Origin of the sequence: Sphingobacterium yanglingense, from assembly GCF_004363245.1 — a bacterium.
Taxonomy (GTDB): domain Bacteria; phylum Bacteroidota; class Bacteroidia; order Sphingobacteriales; family Sphingobacteriaceae; genus Sphingobacterium; species Sphingobacterium yanglingense.
Map to the genome: position 1 here is coordinate 1,321,909 of NZ_SNYV01000011.1, position 18,065 is coordinate 1,339,973.

13 protein-coding genes are annotated in these 18,065 nt (G+C 39.4%); 1 reads left to right on the forward strand and 12 read right to left on the reverse strand.

The features are described 5' to 3' along the window. Window positions 1–53 precede the first annotated feature (53 nt). A complete protein-coding gene (locus CLV99_RS07870) occupies window positions 54–1,463 on the forward strand; it encodes a TlpA family protein disulfide reductase (protein WP_133583926.1) in 1,410 nt (469 codons plus the stop codon). A 229-nt stretch (window positions 1,464–1,692) separates the two neighbouring features. On the opposite strand, the gene CLV99_RS07875 is transcribed toward CLV99_RS07870, so the two are convergent. The 12 genes from CLV99_RS07875 to CLV99_RS07930 form a co-directional block, all read right to left on the reverse strand. Further along, the gene (locus CLV99_RS07875; RefSeq protein ID WP_133583927.1) at window positions 1,693–2,484 is read right to left on the reverse strand and encodes a phosphatase PAP2 family protein; all 792 of its coding nucleotides are present in this window, start codon (window positions 2,482–2,484) and stop codon (window positions 1,693–1,695) included. Window positions 2,485–2,559: 75 nt separating this feature from the next. Then, window positions 2,560–4,971 (reverse strand): outer membrane beta-barrel family protein, encoded by a 2,412-nt coding sequence (locus CLV99_RS07880; RefSeq protein ID WP_133583928.1) that lies wholly within the window; start codon window positions 4,969–4,971, stop codon window positions 2,560–2,562. A gap of 105 nt (window positions 4,972–5,076) precedes the next feature. Beyond that, window positions 5,077–6,369: a sensor histidine kinase gene (locus tag CLV99_RS07885; RefSeq protein ID WP_133583929.1), complete on the reverse strand. Its 1,293-nt coding sequence runs from the start codon at window positions 6,367–6,369 to the stop codon at window positions 5,077–5,079. After that, complete coding sequence (locus CLV99_RS07890; protein ID WP_133583930.1) at window positions 6,366–7,040, reverse strand: response regulator transcription factor; 675 nt, start codon at window positions 7,038–7,040, stop codon at window positions 6,366–6,368. The genes CLV99_RS07885 and CLV99_RS07890 overlap by 4 nt, the downstream gene beginning before the upstream one ends. 70 nt (window positions 7,041–7,110) lie before the next feature. Next, the gene (locus CLV99_RS07895) at window positions 7,111–9,681 is read right to left on the reverse strand and encodes a phosphatidylglycerol lysyltransferase domain-containing protein (protein WP_162850056.1); all 2,571 of its coding nucleotides are present in this window, start codon (window positions 9,679–9,681) and stop codon (window positions 7,111–7,113) included. An 89-nt stretch (window positions 9,682–9,770) separates the two neighbouring features. Next, window positions 9,771–11,141 (reverse strand): AcvB/VirJ family lysyl-phosphatidylglycerol hydrolase, encoded by a 1,371-nt coding sequence (locus tag CLV99_RS07900; protein WP_133583932.1) that lies wholly within the window; start codon window positions 11,139–11,141, stop codon window positions 9,771–9,773. A gap of 105 nt (window positions 11,142–11,246) precedes the next feature. Next, complete coding sequence (locus tag CLV99_RS07905; protein ID WP_133583933.1) at window positions 11,247–11,861, reverse strand: class I SAM-dependent methyltransferase; 615 nt, start codon at window positions 11,859–11,861, stop codon at window positions 11,247–11,249. A 204-nt stretch (window positions 11,862–12,065) separates the two neighbouring features. Then, on the reverse strand, window positions 12,066–13,715 hold the full coding sequence (locus CLV99_RS07910; protein ID WP_133583934.1) for a PepSY-associated TM helix domain-containing protein: 1,650 nt from the start codon (window positions 13,713–13,715) through the stop codon (window positions 12,066–12,068). 2 nt (window positions 13,716–13,717) lie between these two features. Next, complete coding sequence (locus CLV99_RS07915; RefSeq protein ID WP_133583935.1) at window positions 13,718–13,996, reverse strand: hypothetical protein; 279 nt, start codon at window positions 13,994–13,996, stop codon at window positions 13,718–13,720. 20 nt (window positions 13,997–14,016) lie between these two features. Beyond that, entirely contained in the window at window positions 14,017–14,349 is a 333-nt protein-coding gene (locus tag CLV99_RS07920) for a hypothetical protein (protein WP_133583936.1), read from the reverse strand. Between the two features lie 66 nt (window positions 14,350–14,415). Then, the gene (locus CLV99_RS07925) at window positions 14,416–15,648 is read right to left on the reverse strand and encodes a DUF4374 domain-containing protein (protein WP_133583937.1); all 1,233 of its coding nucleotides are present in this window, start codon (window positions 15,646–15,648) and stop codon (window positions 14,416–14,418) included. 33 nt (window positions 15,649–15,681) lie between these two features. Beyond that, window positions 15,682–18,039 carry a TonB-dependent receptor gene (locus tag CLV99_RS07930; RefSeq protein WP_133583938.1) on the reverse strand — a complete coding sequence of 786 codons (2,358 nt, stop codon included), beginning with the start codon at window positions 18,037–18,039 and terminating at the stop codon, window positions 15,682–15,684. Window positions 18,040–18,065: the final 26 nt, after the last annotated feature.

The following is an 18,065-nucleotide window of genomic DNA, read 5'->3' on the forward strand; positions in this document are numbered from 1 at the left end:
TTACTGAAGCGTCCGAAACTGAATTTTCGGACGCTTTCTTTAAAACAATATTCATGAAGCATATTTTATTAGTTCCAGTTGCCTTATTGTTATCGGTATGGTGTTATGGCAAAAGCATATTAAGTGGCGTTCTCCCTAAAGAAAAAAATGCATCTTATAACCTGTTTATCAAAGAGCTACGCACAACATCAGCGATCGATAATCCAATTGAAATGGAGATCACAGCAGGTCCCAATAATAGATATCAGTTTGACGTTTCGATCAACAAGCCAACATTCTTCAACTTGAGTATTGTGGTAGAATCTAACGACGGTCATAAGACTAACAGCAATACCGTTTTATATCTTGAACCTAAGCAACACTTAAAGCTTTCCTACCTTATGCAAGGTAACATGGTCATCAGACCAAACTATCAAAAGGTAAATAATAAAAACAATAAATTACTGATCGAGATCCAACATAGATTAATGGAACTGAACCGCGAGCTATATTATCAGAAATTCGAGCCTATTCAGGGTAAGACTATGCTGAACCGTTTCTATCAGTTGAGTGACAGTATACTGTCCAAACATAGAATACACCCTGAAGTGCGAAAATACATACAGTTTTATACTTTTGATGAATATAATGCTGCATTATACAGAAATAGTATGGAACTGTCCAAAAAAGAGAAAGCTGATAATAGCACCTATTATACACAACCTAAAGATCCCTTGTATTTTTTCAATGATCCAATGCTTTTGGGCTTTTATACAGGTATCAGTAACATTATTAACTATCTCGATATAGCCTGTGGTATGAGACCTTATAGCCAACGAAAGTCATTGGCAGAAATAAAAAAACAGTATGACATATTGGACAAATTGATTACGAATGGAGAAACGAAGGATCAGGTATTAGCTCGCTTGCTAGGTAATTATGTAACGCGATATCAGGCGGGGGATTCGTTTGAGCAAGATCTGGAAGCTTATAAAGAAACGGCTGTAAACATTAATAATGAAGAGCTCCGTACACAGAATATAAGGAGCTTTGAAAATTTGCGCTATACGTTGCCTGGTGCAGACTGCCCCCCTATACCGCTTATCAAGAGCTCTGGCGACACCTTATCACTGAACGACTATAAAGGTAAATATCTACTGATTGATCTATGGGCCTCTTGGTGTGTACCTTGCATAAAGATGATGCCCCACCTACAAGCTTTGGAAAAAGCATACGCAGACAAAAACATTGTTTTTGTTGCCTTATCTATTGATTCTGATCGGTTGAAATGGTTAAATAAGATCAATGAACTACATCTGGAAGGACATCAACTATTAGATCAAAAGAGCGAATTTGCTCGGCTTCTAAATGTGACGGGAATTCCACACTACATGTTATACGATCCACAAGGTAAATTAATCCACTATAAAACTGCTACGCCAGACTCTCAACAATTTAAAGAGTTGCTGGATAGTTACCTTTAAAAAAAGAGAAAAAATCAAATAAAGAAGCCGTCCCAAAATAAATTTAGGACGGCTTTAATTATTATGTTTCGTGTTAGGCTCTGTCTAGAGCTCTTCGATTTCTTTTGGCTTAAAGGGCTGGTATAATGCATGATTAATTCTCAGGAAGTCCATCCTTTCTCAATATACGAACACACTCAATACTTACGATCACCTTCTACCATCCCTTGGGCATGGCCTAAAGTTGTTCTTAAAAGTTTCGTACCAGCCCTAAGCCGAATGCCTTATTTTGATAAAAAGGTGTTATCATAGTTGAGGTTTGCTTTTCTTTACCAGACAGTAACCCATTGACCTTAGGGTATAGCCAATAGGCTAATTCGGTAGAGAGAATACCAAACCCAGCACCTGCTACCACATCATTGACCCAATGCCTATCATTCACAGTCCTATATACTCCGGTAAAAATGGCAAAAGGATAGCCAGAGATACTCAGCCAAAAATTGGTATCCTTATACTCTCTGAACATAAATTGCGCAGAAGAAAATGCAGTCGCGGTATGTCCCGAGGGGAACGAGAGGTTATTAGACCCATCGGGCCTTTCTTCACCGATAAGATGCTTCAGCGGAATGACCATTGCTGCAGAAATCATTTGTGATGTCGCATAGATGATGCTCCTATCCCTGAAATTGTGCTTTCCTTTTATTCCTAGCGCATTTAAGCCATACACCATTGCTGCCGGAGCGTACTGTGTATAGTTATCCAATGTAATGCGCTTGGGTTGATGCTCGTATATTTCATCCTGAGTGGAGGTATTGAGTTTCTTTATGGCATCACTATTCAATCCTACTATCCCAAACCCGATGAATACCGTAGGGGCAATAAGATATTTGTAATTTAACTTATAGGTGTTGTCTGTTTGAATCGAGACAATGCTATCCTGAAAAGTGCCATCAGCATTTCGAAGACTGTCCTGTGCAGCTAATCGATAGGTTGTCGCGAGGAGCAATACTAAAGTTATCACATTTTTGTTTATTCCTAACATTTCGATGAATTTGCGTTTGTTTCTAATCTTTAATTATTTACTTTATTTAAATATTTTCAAGCACAGCCCTGCCTTCTAAAACTTATAGCTGTACCCCAACCGAACGACTTGTGTTTCGTAATAGTCATTACTTGTATAATTAAACCCCAGCCCATCTATTTTTCGTCGGACAGTCATCGTATTAAAGACATCTGTGGCATTAACGAATAGCTCGCCCTTGCCTTTTTGCACGGATTTTTTCAACCCTGCATCCATAGAAAATCGGGATTGGATCTTACCCTGCGGTATAATATCCGGAGCGAGATAAATCGCTGTAAGCTGCGCATCCCAGCCGCCAGCAAAACGGAAATTATTGTTCAACTTGAAATTTCCGGATAGAGCCGATTGACGGTCGGCCGAAAAAGTATTGGGCCGAGGATACAGGTTGTGGACGGTAAAGGCATTTATCTGGTTTCTGTACACATTGCCGTTGATATTAAAGGAATAGACCGGAGAAACTTTTTGGTTCAAAATTACTTCCAAACCCGAGTTATAACTTTTACCTGCATTCTGGAATATAGCATATATCAAGGTACTGCCTGGAACCGTACTTGATATTCTAGTTATAGTACCATCTGCCATGCGATGGTAGAATGCAGAGTAGAAATAACCGCTCTTCCAAGTATTCTTGTATCCTAACTCTATTGAATTTGTGAACTGAGGACGTAACGCTGGGTTTCCGACCTTGATGATTTCGGCATCATCGTACTTTGGAAAAATACGGATGTCGACTTCATTTGGCCGATCTACCCTTCGGTTGTAGAATAGGGATACCTTATTGTTGTCATTCAGCTTATATGCCAATCGCATATTCGGGAATGGCTGTGTATAATGGTAACCATCACTTTTGTATGTACTATGATCAGGATTTACATCATACTGTATCTTCACATATTCTAGACGAAGACCAAGTTCGGCTTCCCATTTTTCATTTTCGAACACATAATTGCCGTACAAAGCAGGTATTAGCTCCTTATAATCGGCCCATCCTCCCGCCTGCATATCTAGAACAGAGTTGACGCCAGATCTGAAATCCATGTTTGTAGGAATATTTCGGTTGCGCAATTTGACGCCCGTTTCGATACGCCCATATTTAAATGGTTTGACGTAATCTATATTAAAGTCATAAACCTGTTCGTCCGACAGCAGCTTAAAGGCATCTGTACCTGTAGATGACGACAGGTAATTATCATAAAAATACTGTTCGTCCTCTCTGTGAAAGGTGTAGTTAAAACTGGTGTTCAACACGTGTCCTGGCTCTTTAAAGCGGTGCTGATAAGAAGCAGTAACCATTGCAGTAGTTTTCAATTCATCTTCCAAGAATTGCCAAAGCCTTAACCTCTGTGACATATCTCCGTTAAAGAAGGGTTGATCTCCCCTATCGATAATCTTCTCGCTACCGTACATCCCGGAGAGGGTCAGCATATTCCGTTCGTCCATATTCCAATCCAATCCCGCTTTGGTGGTTAGGAAATTGGTATTACGGTTTCGCTTCAATTGCGAGTGGATGACTGTACCATCGGCGTAGTTTCGGGTTACAAACTCGTTTTTATTCAGGGTCTGCGTATATAGATTGTCGGTCTGTACAAAGACATTAACTTTATCCTTTCTATAATTAAGAGATACTGAAGGGTTGATTTTTGGAGTAAAAGTATATTGCGGTCTGATCATCGGAAGATTTTCCTTCCGTAGCCACAGCGAGCCTAGTCCTGCCGTGAACCCCACCTTCCCGTTAAAACCTTCTTGCTTATTCTTCTTCATGATGATATTGATGATTCCCGCGTTCCCATTGGCATCATATTTTGAAGAAGGATTGTTGATGATTTCAATTTTTTCGATAGCAGATGCGGGGATATTATCCAACCCTGCCTGATTACCAAAACCCGTTAGTGCCGTCTGCTTACCATTGACCAGAATCGCTACCTTATCATTGCCCCGTAACTGTACTCTACCATCCTGCACCGTAATGCCAGGCAGACTTTGCATACTCTGCAAGACTGATCCACCATTTTGGCTGATATTGTCGGCTAGGGTGTAGGTCTTCTTATCCAGCCTATTACTTATACCAGCAGCTTGGGCGCTTACCGTGACCCCTTCTAGCTCCGTTGCAGCTGCTTCCAGCTCGATAACGGGAATATCCAAAAATGACGAAAGACTACCGACAAACAGAGGTTGCTCCTCGTTCTTAAAGCCCATAAGTGTGATCACCAAGCGATAGTTACCTGGCTTGACGTTTGTTATAGAATACCTTCCCTCCTCATTGGTCATCACTCCAGTGACAAAAGCGCTATCCTTTTCACTTTTAACCACCACATTCACGTAAGGCAAAGCTAATCGATCCGCTTTATTTTTGACCATACCAGATAACGTCACTGTGCCTACCTGAGCGTTCGCTATCGCAAATATCATTGTGAAAATCCATACAAAAAGAAATTCTACCTTATTCATTACTTTGCTATTAAATGCACTTAAAAATCCAGACAAAGGGCTGGAAAAGCATAAGGACATCTTCCTATTGCTAGTAACAAACTTCAAAAAGGATTTAGAAGAAATTTAGAATTTTAAAGTAACCAAGAAAATATGTTCTCCATTTTCAAAACGGTATGACGCATTCCAACCGTGAAGGCGGCTTATCTCTTGAACAATAGACAAGCCCAATCCGCTCCCATTACTATCGGTAGACATTCTAGAGAATCTTTTGAACAGCAAATCGGTACGGAGTGCCTGCACTCCTGAATTACGAACTTCAAATTCCGATTTTGACAATGTCAACGTTATGGAACCACCTGCCGATGTATGTCGTATCGCATTTATGACAAGGTTATTGATCATGACTTCGGTCAATCCCCTGTTACCCTCCACTACTATACCTGCTTGAATAGCAGTACTGAGACTTATATTTCTACTAACAAAATACTCCTGTAGGCCATCTATAATCTGATGAACCAAGACGTCAAACGGGATAAGTTCAGTTTGATCAAACTGGTTATTTTCAATCTTGGCAAGTAGTAGCAGATTTTTATTGATGCGCGCACTTCTTATCAGCGCTTTGTTCATTTCCTCTGCAATGTGGTATTGACGTTCAGTCAGATCACTACTTTGCAATAGAATATCCACCTGATTTTTCAATATGGCTAAAGGAGTCTGCAATTCATGCGAGGCATTCTCGGTAAATTCCTTTTGATTTCTATAAGCGGTGATATTGTGCTGAAGCAGCTTATCCAATGTCGCATTCAACTCCACAAACTCCGTGGTATCGGTTGGCAGAAAATCAATCTGTTTTTGACTGTTCAACTGGAATGACTTCAATTTATGCAACGTATCCTGAAAGGGCTGCCACAGTTTTTTAGAAGACCTACGGCTCAAAAACCAAAAGCCGGCCACCAAAATCAGAAAAAACACTAAGGTAAGCATGGCAATGTAGGCTACAGTTTCTTCTGTTTCTTCCACATTGGTCTCAACTATGAGTACATAGTCCCTATTATTGATCTTAATATTCGTCTTTAAGCCCCGAAACCGATCTATTACATCTTTCCTAGTCGCATAGGTGTTTTCCCGTGTTATGGTATATAGACTATCTTTTGATAAGGGCTGCTCTGTATATTTTATCTGACTTACAGGCTGTATTTCATTCCAAAATCGGATGCTCCCTTCGAGTTTCTCATCACTAATATTCTGCTCATTAAATTCATTTTCTATACGTTCGGCAATGAGATGGTTGTTTTCATCCAGCTCTTTCAGCCAGATCCAATCCACCAAAAGAAAATACGAAGGGACACTCAATGCAAATACGACAAATGCAAAGATAGTGAGCTGCTGCAGTGACTTCTGTAATAGATTTTTCATCCTTCCCATCTGTAACCGGTGCCATAAACGGTTTTTATATATTGTCCGCCTCCTGCATCCCCCAATTTTTTCTTCAGGTTCTTGACATGCGCATATACAAAATCATGATTATCCAGCATGTCCGCAAGATCGCCTGAAAGGTGCTCAGCCAAAGTACTTTTGGAAAGAACCCGGTTTCTATTCCCGATAAAATAAATAAGCAGATCAAATTCCTTTCTCGTGAGCGCGATAGATTCACCATGTATCGCAACTGTTTTTGCCAAAAGATCGATTTCCAGCTCGCCCTGCTTGATCGTATTGGTATTGTTAAAGCGTTTTCTCCGTATCAAGGAATAGATACGGGCAGTCAGCTCCGACAGATGAAAGGGTTTAGTCAGATAATCATCTGCGCCAAGTTGCAGTCCTTCAATCTTATCGTCGACCGAGTTTTTTGCAGAAATAATAATAACGCCATCTTGCTTATGTTGTCTCGCCAGCTCTTCTAGAATCTTCAGTCCACTGCCATCGGGCAGTGTAATATCCAATAAGATACAGTCGTAATCGAACATCGTTATCTTGTGCAGCGCCTCTTTAAAAGAAGAAGCCACCTCGCAGAGGTAGTTTTCTTCGGAAAGATACTGTACAATGCTTTTAGCAAGTTCTTTTTCGTCTTCTATTATCAGGACTTTCATGTTACAAATCTAAAGATACAATTTTGAAGAAATTTGGAATTCATTTCAATACTTATTGTCCAACTGAAAACTATCTTTTGGTAATTTTACTGATGACCATAGGCAATGAAGCTAGATCATAATGGTTTTCGTATATCATGTATTTGGCAGTCCAAACGGGCGAAAACTTATCTTTAAACTCATAAAGCCCTTGATAATGCTTGAACTGTGGTAGCTTTTCATAGGCAAATTTTATCGCCCACTCAGGGAATCCCTTGGGATTTTCGATTCCGGACATAGCGGCCATTCCCATATTAAGATACCGTAAATTTTGTTTTTTCACTTCTCCAATTAGAGCCACAATCAAGGCATCCATCACACCGGATGGAGCATCTTCGGTTCTCCGGATAAGATCGTAAGTAAGCTCTCCAACTACGTAATCTGGAATAATATTAAGGAAAGCCACAATCATCTCGTCTTCGTTTTCGACGGTAATGATTTGTTGTTGTTTTAACTCATCCCAGTTGAATACACCCGAGGAGAAGAAAAGCTCGTGACGCCCCGTAACCGATAACCAATTGTCTGAGACAAACTGTAATTTTTGCAATATTCCATCTTTTATAGGTGGTTGGAGCAAACAGGTTTTGAATCCCTTTTTGGCAAGGGCATTCATCGTATTGCGCAGCGATTTACGTTCCTTTCCTTCCAATGTAAACGCTGTCGTATCCACGATGGCTTCTAATCCTATCGGCAAAGCTTTTTTTCCTAGTGCTTGAAAAACATTTATTCTTTCAGCAGCGATTTTATAGTATGCTGTCTTTAAGCCATTGGAGAAGCAAAACTTTTCAAACTCCTTTATTAACACGGTCACCGTCTGATGATCATCGGGGCAAACCGGCTCTCCAAGTGCCACAGCATAACCATCCGCAGACTTATAGGCTACAAAGCCAGATACCGTAGTAGAGAAAAAGAACGACTTATCATCGTAACTTTTGAAATAATCATCAGCACTATGCCCATACTTCTGAACTAATGCATAAGCATCCTGTCTTTCCTTTTGTGCAGATTGGCTTTTAAAGACATAAGGCTTGATAAAGACATAAACAAGAAGCACAATAGACATTGTCCCTAGTAGGTTAATGGAGTAAATGAATCCTGTTGCAAATCTACTGATGGGCTCGGGAACTGGATCAAGTAATAAAAAGCTACGGAGGGTACTAATAATAGCAGATTTTAAATCAAAGTCTACACCAAACTCTTTTTGATCTAAAAAATAGAACCCTATCACACCATATATCAAAACTGAACCCAAAATAACTGCAGCGGTGAGCAGACCAAAATTTTGTAGTCTTGCATCTCCCTTTATATAGTAGTTTTTGTGTGTTGCCAATAATATTAATAATGTAAAAAAGGCTAAACATGCTTCTTCATAATCCACTCCCTTTGCGATATTACCACAAAGTGAGAGTATTGTAAGAAATACAGCCATCCACCATGCATTTTTAAAGCCTCTGAACAGGAATGCTGCACAACACAAAATCAATGCTCCTGTAATCATTACGGCTATATTTGAAAAATGGATAACGCTTAAGGGTAAAAATTCACGTAATAGATGTAAACGGTCCTGTAAAGGCGGGGTCAATACGGATAACATATTTACAATTCCAAGAACGGAAAAGAGTAAACTGGGTAGAAAGCGCATGAAAATATTACCGCGTACAAAAAAGAATGCGCCAATCCCAAAGACTAACGGCATCCAGAATTCAAAAATACGATACAATAACGTGACCGAAATTGCTTCCACACCATTGATCCCATAACGTTGTAACATATAAATAAGCGATACCTCAACGGCTCCTAGACCACGTAGAAATGGTGAAACTGCAAAGAATAAGGTTGCTATTGTGTAACCGGCCACACACGCTTCAAATGAAGCGTGCAGTCCTAGTGCACGCATTGCTATGTACAAGTGAAGTATCCCTGTGACTTCAATGCCAATAGACCAAAATATAGTCCAATAAATACTTTTCAAGGAATACTGTCCTGACTCAATCTCGTGATACAGTGTCTCAATCTGTGGACTAAGTTTATACAGAATATGAAATACCCAGCCCCGCTTGACAAAGGAATGGGTAATAAGGAAAACCAAAAGCATACATCCTCCTATAACAGCCAACGCTGCCCATGTATGTTCTGTACCTTCTCTAGCTATGGTAAGATAAATGATCACTGGAACAGCTACAATTGCTAACGATACAAAACCGACAACGGCATAGATATAAGAAGCAAAACCGATCCTACTCCTACTCACCCCCGTTCGAACAAGCTCCTCATTAAAGAACATTAAGGATGTGACTCCTCCTCCCGGGAGAAAAACACTTACTAAATTTCGCTTCAAAAAAAGTCGTAATGCCTGACCTATCGTAATAACCCGCTGCACAGCCTTAAAGGAATACACATACATTAAAGCTTGTAGAAATATGTAAATAAACGTTATAACTACGCCCAAAATCAAGAAAGCACCATCGGCATTAGAAAGGATATGAGGTAATTTTTGGATTTCATCACGTTCCTGCTTAAGAAAATAGTACGCTAGAATCAAAAAAATGAATGCTAATATTTCTTTAAAGTAGTACTGCTTTGCTTTTAGATGTGAGAACATAGGCATTAGTCTGTACGCATTGCGAGATTAACAATTGCATTAAAGTTATTGTCGAAATGATGTCCCCCTGGCAATACTTTGGTCGTCACTCACTGATGAGAAAAGGCCTGAGATAACCCCGGATCATCATCACTGCCAAATATGCATAGTTTAAACAGTTTTTTTACGTTTTTGACTTCATCAACCACATTATAGGAAGATTTTGTTTGACTTAAATTTAACATATCGGCAACGTGTATCTCGAAATCGCCATAACGATCAGGAGCGAGAAGAACCAAATTACTGATAGACTTAAAAGTAATTGGACTCAGCCGCTTAGCTACAAAAGGAACAACACAGGCTCCAAATGAATACCCCATCAATGTAACACGTAGATCTGGATATTGCTGTAGGTAATGTACCAAAACATTATCTATTTGTTTGGCCGTCTCTTCGGGGGTCTTTTTATTCCAAAAATACTTTTGCGCATCTAAGCCAATAACATTAATATTTTTGGATGCAAAACTTTCCGCCAGACCTTGGTCGAAACTTGTCCAGCCACCATCTCCTGAAATCAAGAACAATAGATGCTTCCAGGAATTATCTCCTGCTTTAACTATCCGAACCGGCAGCTGGGTCTTTAATTGACCCGTAAGAGCTAACGCCGATTGATGTAATTCTTGCTGTTTTTTTAATATATCTTGGTAGGAGGCTATATAGTCTGGGAGCCAATTGTCTGCTATGGAGAACCCATGACCTACTTTAGGCAAGCTTATTAACTTCGTATTTCCAATGCCTTTCAGAAATTCTGCGGTCGCTTGATAGTTGCAGGTTTCATCTTTTAGTCCATTCAAGACAATAAAAGGATTGGGTAATTGGGGGACCTTATTCAAATAATATGATTTACCCGGTTTTAGTACTTTATAGGACAGACCATTGCCTTTACAAAGCGGAAGTGATAATTCTAAATCAGGACAGAATCCCAGTGCAATACCACCGGAAAATGTCCCTGCAGGCGCTTGAGCTAAAAGTGCGTATACAAATGTAGCTCCATACGAATAGCCTATAAGTAACGGCTTTTGATATATCGAAAAATTATACTTGCGTTGCAAAAACAGGCTCAACTGTTCGAAATCAGCTGCTGGATATAAACAACCTTTGGTTTGATGACCTAGATAGCTCCTATAAGATTTTGCATCTATCCCTACTACCAGTGCCCCTTGTTTAGCAATAGCACGAGCCATATTGACAACACCATACTCCCAACCTCCATCACCAGAAATAAACAAGACTAAAGACTTAGCCTCTTTATTTGGGAATCTTTCGGGGCTGTAGATAGTCAGTTTTCCGAACCGGTGGTCTTGTATAAATTCTTGTGCTGATACCCCGTAAATAACAAACAGTAAGTATAAAAGGGTCAACAGTGTGGTTTTACGTAAACGATCCATTTCTCCAGCTTTTGTCCAGTCATTTAGAATCATGAATATCCCCTGATAGCTAACGCTATATACTTATAAATTTACAGTTAAAATCTAATATAATTCGTGTTTTTCAAAAAGTGTGATAGAAATATTTATTCAACCAATTCATATCTTCTTAAAACTACAGAATACGAAGTTTTGTTCGGTACCGAAAGGTGTCACATGATTTTCTCTAAGACAGGAGCGCCTATCAAAATGCCCGTGGAATATGTCTCTCAAAGTATCTTCTGTGTATCGTTTAATTTCCAGCCCACTACATTTTAATGGTCCATTCTCAGAAAAGGTTCCTATTATCATATGCCCGGTTACGGATCGCTGCACAATATCAAGATAAGCGGAAAGTTGTTGTTCTGCAGTTAAAAAATGAAAAGCAGCTCTATCGTGCCAAAGATCATACATTGCTTCGGGTTCGAAAGTTGTAATGTCAGATTCTATCCATTTCACCATTTTGGCACGGTCTCCCAGACGAAGCTGTGCTCGCTCCAAAGCTTTTCCGGATATGTCTAACACCGTAACATTCTCAAAACCTAAGTTCAATAAATGATCTACCAAATTGCTATCTCCCCCTCCTACGTCTATAATAGCAGCGTCCTTGGCCAAACATAAAGAAGAAATAAACGTTAGCGAGGTCTTTGGAACAACTTGTGTCCAGCTCACTTCTTCTGCTTTTTTAGTATTATATACATTTTCCCAATGTTCCTTGACGATATGATCCTCCATAGTATTACATTTTCATCATTTAAAAATTACTATTGACAAATTGCCCATTGGCTAAGTTATGTATATATATATTATTAATAAGTTACTTTTGTTACTATACATCCTTTTCTGAGTATATCGTTTAAACTTGACAATATATTCAGAATATTAAGCTTCTACACATACCATCGGGTACAAAGCTAGTCGATGTGGATGAAGCAAAAGTTAGTTTCTCGTCTGATCTAAGGTCGCAAAAAAGCGCTTCGACTTAATAAAAGCAATCATTCCGATAGTACCTATCGTAAGCCACAGAAGATCGACAACCAATATATCTGTGTGACGTCTCGATATAGTAGACCACACCCAATTATTGGAAATAACACCATTGACAATAGGAATACAGTATGCTAAAATACTGCCGGATAAAAGCGTTTCTCTATTGGTCCGATTGATATCTTTACGTAGCGTGTAATATAGGGTGAGTATAAGCCAACTGTAAAAATAAACGCTGTAAATAAAATGCTGATTAACTTCCGACTTTAGCTTAATAGCAATAAATGTAAGTGCTGTAACAGGCAACATGGTCAGGCATGCAGCCATAAACAAGTTGGCCATCCACAGATTGAACTTCCGCTTTCTCGGTATAACATTATTCTTGTTTCGAGCTACCAGCCATATTAATATGCCGGAGGTGATAACGAGACAACCCATAATCCCCAGTACAAAATAGATGGTTTTTACCGGATAACCGCCATAATCTCCGAAATGTAACCGATACAAGAGGCTTTTGACCTTATCGACGTAGGTAGGATGATCCATAGGTGATTTTTCTTCTACAACTTGATCGTTATGGATCTGATAATCAATAATGCCAGTACCAGCAAAACTCTTGTTAAAATGTGGTTCAAACTCTGCTAGGATATGCATATTAGAATCGGCATAATTCTTAATATGGATGCGCTTCATCTCCGCATCAGGCCATTTCTCCTGTGCCAGATCCAGATAATGAGCTACCTGCACTTCCTTTACCATTGGTTTGTATGAATATTCGTGCTTTATACTTCTGGAATAGCCTAATTCCTGATACATTTTGTCCTGATCTCCTCCATAGAGTAACTTTCCGAAAGGAATAGCTAACACAGAGTTTATAATCAGGAATACACCCGTCACTGCATATAAAAACTGAAAAGGAAACCCGACTACGCCTAAAGCGGTATGCATATCGGTCCATACGGTCTTCCATTTTTTAAAGGGTCTATAAATGAAAAAGTTGGACACAATCTTATCCCAGTGCAGCATCAGCCCTGTAATCAATGCGAATAGAAATAAAAAAGAGGTAATCCCTGCGACAAAGTAACCGAAAGGTGCAATACCAACTCTAATCGGAACTTCATTCAACTGCGCTAGAAAATGTAAACGATAGAGAAACTCCGACATATCGTAATTACTTGCATAATCGCCTGATTTGTGCTGTACAAAATCATAAGAAAAATACTTGGAGTCTGTATTACCTCCGCGGCCACGTCCTTTTTTCTGCTCCTTAACAGGCTTCTTTTGAGCCATATTCTCCTTATTCAGGATGGAATCATTGGATGCCGAAATATTGACATAAGTTCCTGTACCTCCTTGATTAGGATAGAAGGTGAGATCACGTCCTCTCAAATCCATCTCGCGCCCTAATGAGTCAATCAGCTTATCGTAATTTGCAAAGTCCTGTTCATACTTGGCGTAAGAAGTTCCTTTTTGCCAGGCTGCGATTTCATCTCTAAAAAATGAAAAGGAGCCAGCAAAAAAAATCACGTATAGTAAAGCGCAAATAATAATACCACTGATGGTATGGGTATTGAAGTAAATATTATAATTTCTGATGTTCATAATTAGTTTTTGAGAAGATATGGTAATGCAAAAACCAAGGTTAGAACAGCATAATAAAGCCATACCTTCCATCCATTTTTTGCTAGAAAGGCAAGTAGTAACAGTACCGCCCAAAGTGTATAGCCGGTAAATGCAGCAGTGATAATCAAATTGTTCTTTTCGAAAACGGTTGATAATAACAAATGAAACGATAGCATAACGCTATATCCTCCGACAAAACCTGCAGACATCTTTAGGAATCGCTGAAAAGGAGTACTGAGATATTTTTTGTTTGCGGGCATAAGGACAAATAAGAGAATCTCTAAAAGACAAGTAATTCCAAACTCAAACAAAGAACGAATATCGCTGCAAGTTGATACCAACGGAGTAATCCATAAGGTACCAAAAGAATAGTGACGCTAAAAGCAGCCATGATATATATCGTCAAAGCAAAGATACCAGCACCTATTCCCTGAGTTTGAGCCAAAACAAAACCGGATAGAATGAAAAGCAATATGCTGATCGATCTTAACGTTTTTTTATATTTACTCCATTTATTCAACCAGGTGGGCCTACATGAAAATTGAACCTTTTCACTGGAATGATAAAATAAAAAGGATCCGATCAGAATCACCGATAACAGTATACTATTCATTGTATATTAAAAATGTTAAGCTCTATCGCCTATAATCAAGACCATAGAGCTTTTGAGGTTATTGAATTAATTTAAGTGTTCGATAGCAGTGATCGTACCGCCTTCAACTTTCAACCCTCTGCTAGCGGTAGCTGTGGTAGCATCTATTTTATAGATATAACTGACCCCTGAAGCTAGATTGACACCGATATAACCTGTACGGCCATCTTTGGGAGTATAGTTGTTACGCATAGTATAAGAGCTGATTTCACTCGCAACAGGTAGGCCTGTTATCTTTTTATATGTTTTATTCGCGACATTGATAACTCCTAGGATATTGCCTGTTCCATAGGCATCTTTATCCGATTTCTCATTAGAATACACGATGAAATTGTGGTTGCCTACATACAGCCATGTCGTGATATTCAATCCTCCTGAAATCTGTTCAAAATCGAAGAAATAGGACTTATCAAACTCTCCTGTCGCTGTGTTGATTTTTACCACTGCTGAAGGCTTAGTAGAATTAAGCTTCGTACCATCTGATGCGACCGCACTAGAGAATGCATACGCTTCTCCATTGCCTGTGAGCTCTAGCGCATCAATAAAGTATCTTCCGATAAAACTAATTCTATCGTCTTTAATAACTTTTTCCAACTTCATATCGGGATAAGAATAAATGGCTACCCATGCCTGATCGGGATAATCTGTTCCGAAGGTTGCCTTACAACAGGCTTTTATGGAGAAATAAGGTGCATACACTTTGTTACCGACCTGTTTGATCCAAGAAAAGAATGCCAACTCTCCTGGAGCCCCATTATTGGCAGCCAACTCCGCCGAATTAATGTTTCCTTGTTTGTCGATCCTCAGGGATGAAGTGTTAAATCCATACCAGCTAATCGTAGGGTTGGTTACGTTTCTTGATATTTTAGTCATCAATATATCATCGTTGACTGGTGCAAATGCTTGGACGGTCTCGGTGACTGCATTTGCCAATTTACTTAGCCCTCCATTCTGGAGTTCGTAAACTGTTACGGCTCCCGGATTGCCCTGCCCATAAAGCATGCTATAGAAACGATTCTTATGAGTCACATAATACCTGTAGGTACCATCCTGCTCTACTCCCTGTCCCTTTGTAGATATTGTCCCCTCATCCAGGCTACCAGCTGTGAGTAGATAATCTGCTATCTCGGTTTCGGCTTTAGGCGTTACCGCAACAATAAAATTGCCAGGTGTTTTATTGATGACTTCACTATCCTTGTCTTTGCAAGCAAAAAGTGCCCCTACTGTGGCCAATGCGAATAATAGGTGTTTAGATTTCATATGTTTGATATTATTTTATGATTGTTTATTTTATTAAAATTTATTCCTGTTCAAGAAGTATCTTAGATTAAGGTAAAAAGCACGTCCAGGCTTTTGCATTTCAAAATTGTCTACCAACTTGGCATCTGTGATATTACGGGCTTCTAGACTGATGTTATATTTACCATTTTTTAAGCTGTACACGACATTGATGTCATGACTAAACTGCGTAGGAGTGATTTTCTTCTGACTAGAATTCTCAAAACCTCGACTAGGCCAGAATAACCAAAAGGATTTCACATAGTTTACGTTATAGCCTACGTTTAGATCGTTATGCTTGCCGGCCATATCATGGAATGAGAAAGCAACATCGGCGTTCCAAAAGTAATACGGTATGTTAGGCATTCGGTCTCGATAGACATCACTCGGAGTTTCAACTCCTGTCTGTGGATCTCTATTGACGCGCTGCATGTTACACAGGAACTGATAAGTCATACTACCTCCAGCTCGAATGAAGTTTTTGTAGGAATAGCGAATATCGGCCTCTCCTCCATAAGTCATTACGCCATCTCTATTATCAGCGATATATTTGCTTTGATTCTGATTGAGCCTTTGATAAATAAAATCTTTGGCATCACGGTAAATCAGATTAGGAGTAACGGAAAAATTGTGACTACTTGCTAAACTAAAACTATAATTCAAGCCGACATTTAAATTATTGCTCCCCTCGGGCTTTAGATTTGGGTTGGCTTCTTGGTTTTCAACATCTCCGAAAATCTGATAAGGTGTCGGCATTTTATTGGTAAGCTCATAGGATGCTTTCAACTGTGTACGGGGATTAATGAAATACGATGTAGCTATACCATATCCCAAACGAGTCATCTGTTGTCCGTGCGTATCTCCGTTTTTATTATGCTGACTGTAGTGTTTTGCGAAAATAGAGGTACTCCATCGATCAGCAACCTGATACTGATAGCCAAAAGCCAATATATTCTTCTGTGTTTTCTTAGCTAATTCATATTGATCATTTCCTGGGTTTAATTCATCGCTGCCTTTTCGATTGAAATTGGAAAAGACATTATTCAAATTGAAACTATGCCTTTCGTTCACCGAATAACTGGCAGTAGCTGTTACCAAGCCTTCATTATTGCTATACTTGTAGAGACTACGGTTGCGTTCGCCAGCAGTAGGTGGCAATCCGGCTTGAGTATCCCCAAACCAATCAAATCGTTTTGCGACGGTATCGATGTTCTGCTCTTTGCCCAGATTAATATTGGCGTTCAGAATAACGTCTAGCCCTTGAATAAGATTTTTCTTACTGTATTTTAAAGTCGGCATGACGGTACTTCCTCTTCTGTGCCAGCCACCAAATACGGCATCCATCCGCGCTCCAGTCTGTATCTCTTTATAGTTTTGCCCTAAAACTATTCCAAACAGTAGTCTATCTGCATAGGGCTTATCGACTACCCCAAAATTGGCAATTATGGACTCATTGTGATACGTATCGTGGAAGCGAGATATGCGGGTGGGTTTCGTATAGTTATCTAAGCGATTATTATGTTTTGCAATATCAACTTTGTAGTTGTTGTCCGAATAGTTTTGAAAAGCATTGAGCTGCAATGTGAGCCCATACTTATTGGTCACTGCTGTATTGATCACTGTTCGATGGGTATTGAATGATCCATAAGAGTAGGAGACGTCTACATAGTTTTGTTTCTTATTATTGGTCACTATATTGATAGCACCACCCAATGCATCAGAACCAAGCCATACAGGCACTACTCCTTTATATACTTCGACTCGTTCGGCTAAATTGATCGGGATATTATTTATCTGAAACGAGCTACCAAAATTCTCCATAGGCACACCGTCCAAAAAATAACGTACATGCTCTCCAGAGAAACCGTTTAGTAAAAGATTGAAACTGGATCCTAAACCTCCATTTTCCCTGACCCGGACGCCAGCCACGCGGTCTAAGGCCCCAGCTATATCTAAGGTCGTATTGTAAAGTTTAGTTGCATCAATGGCCGTTACATTGTATGCCTGACGATTGACTTCTTCGGTCTTGGTCAGCCCCATCACTTGGACTTCCTCAATATATTTATCATCTTGTTTTAAGTTAAAATTTAGATAGGTTACGGTGTCTTTTAGCGCTAGAGTTTGTTCTTGAGATTTGAATCCTAAAGCTGATACATGAATCCTAACCTTTCTATCTCTTAGGCTTCGGGTAGCATAGTATCCTTTGCTATCCGTAATGATAACAAGATCATTGACCCTAACGGTAGCGTGTTGGAGAGGTTCTCCTGTTAAAGATTGTACATTACCTTTAAGTTGAAAATGTGATGTCTGTGCATCCACATTTATATACCATCCTGATACCAATATCAAGATGACGTATTTTAAAACGTGCATTTCTTATAGTTTTATCGTTCTTGGGA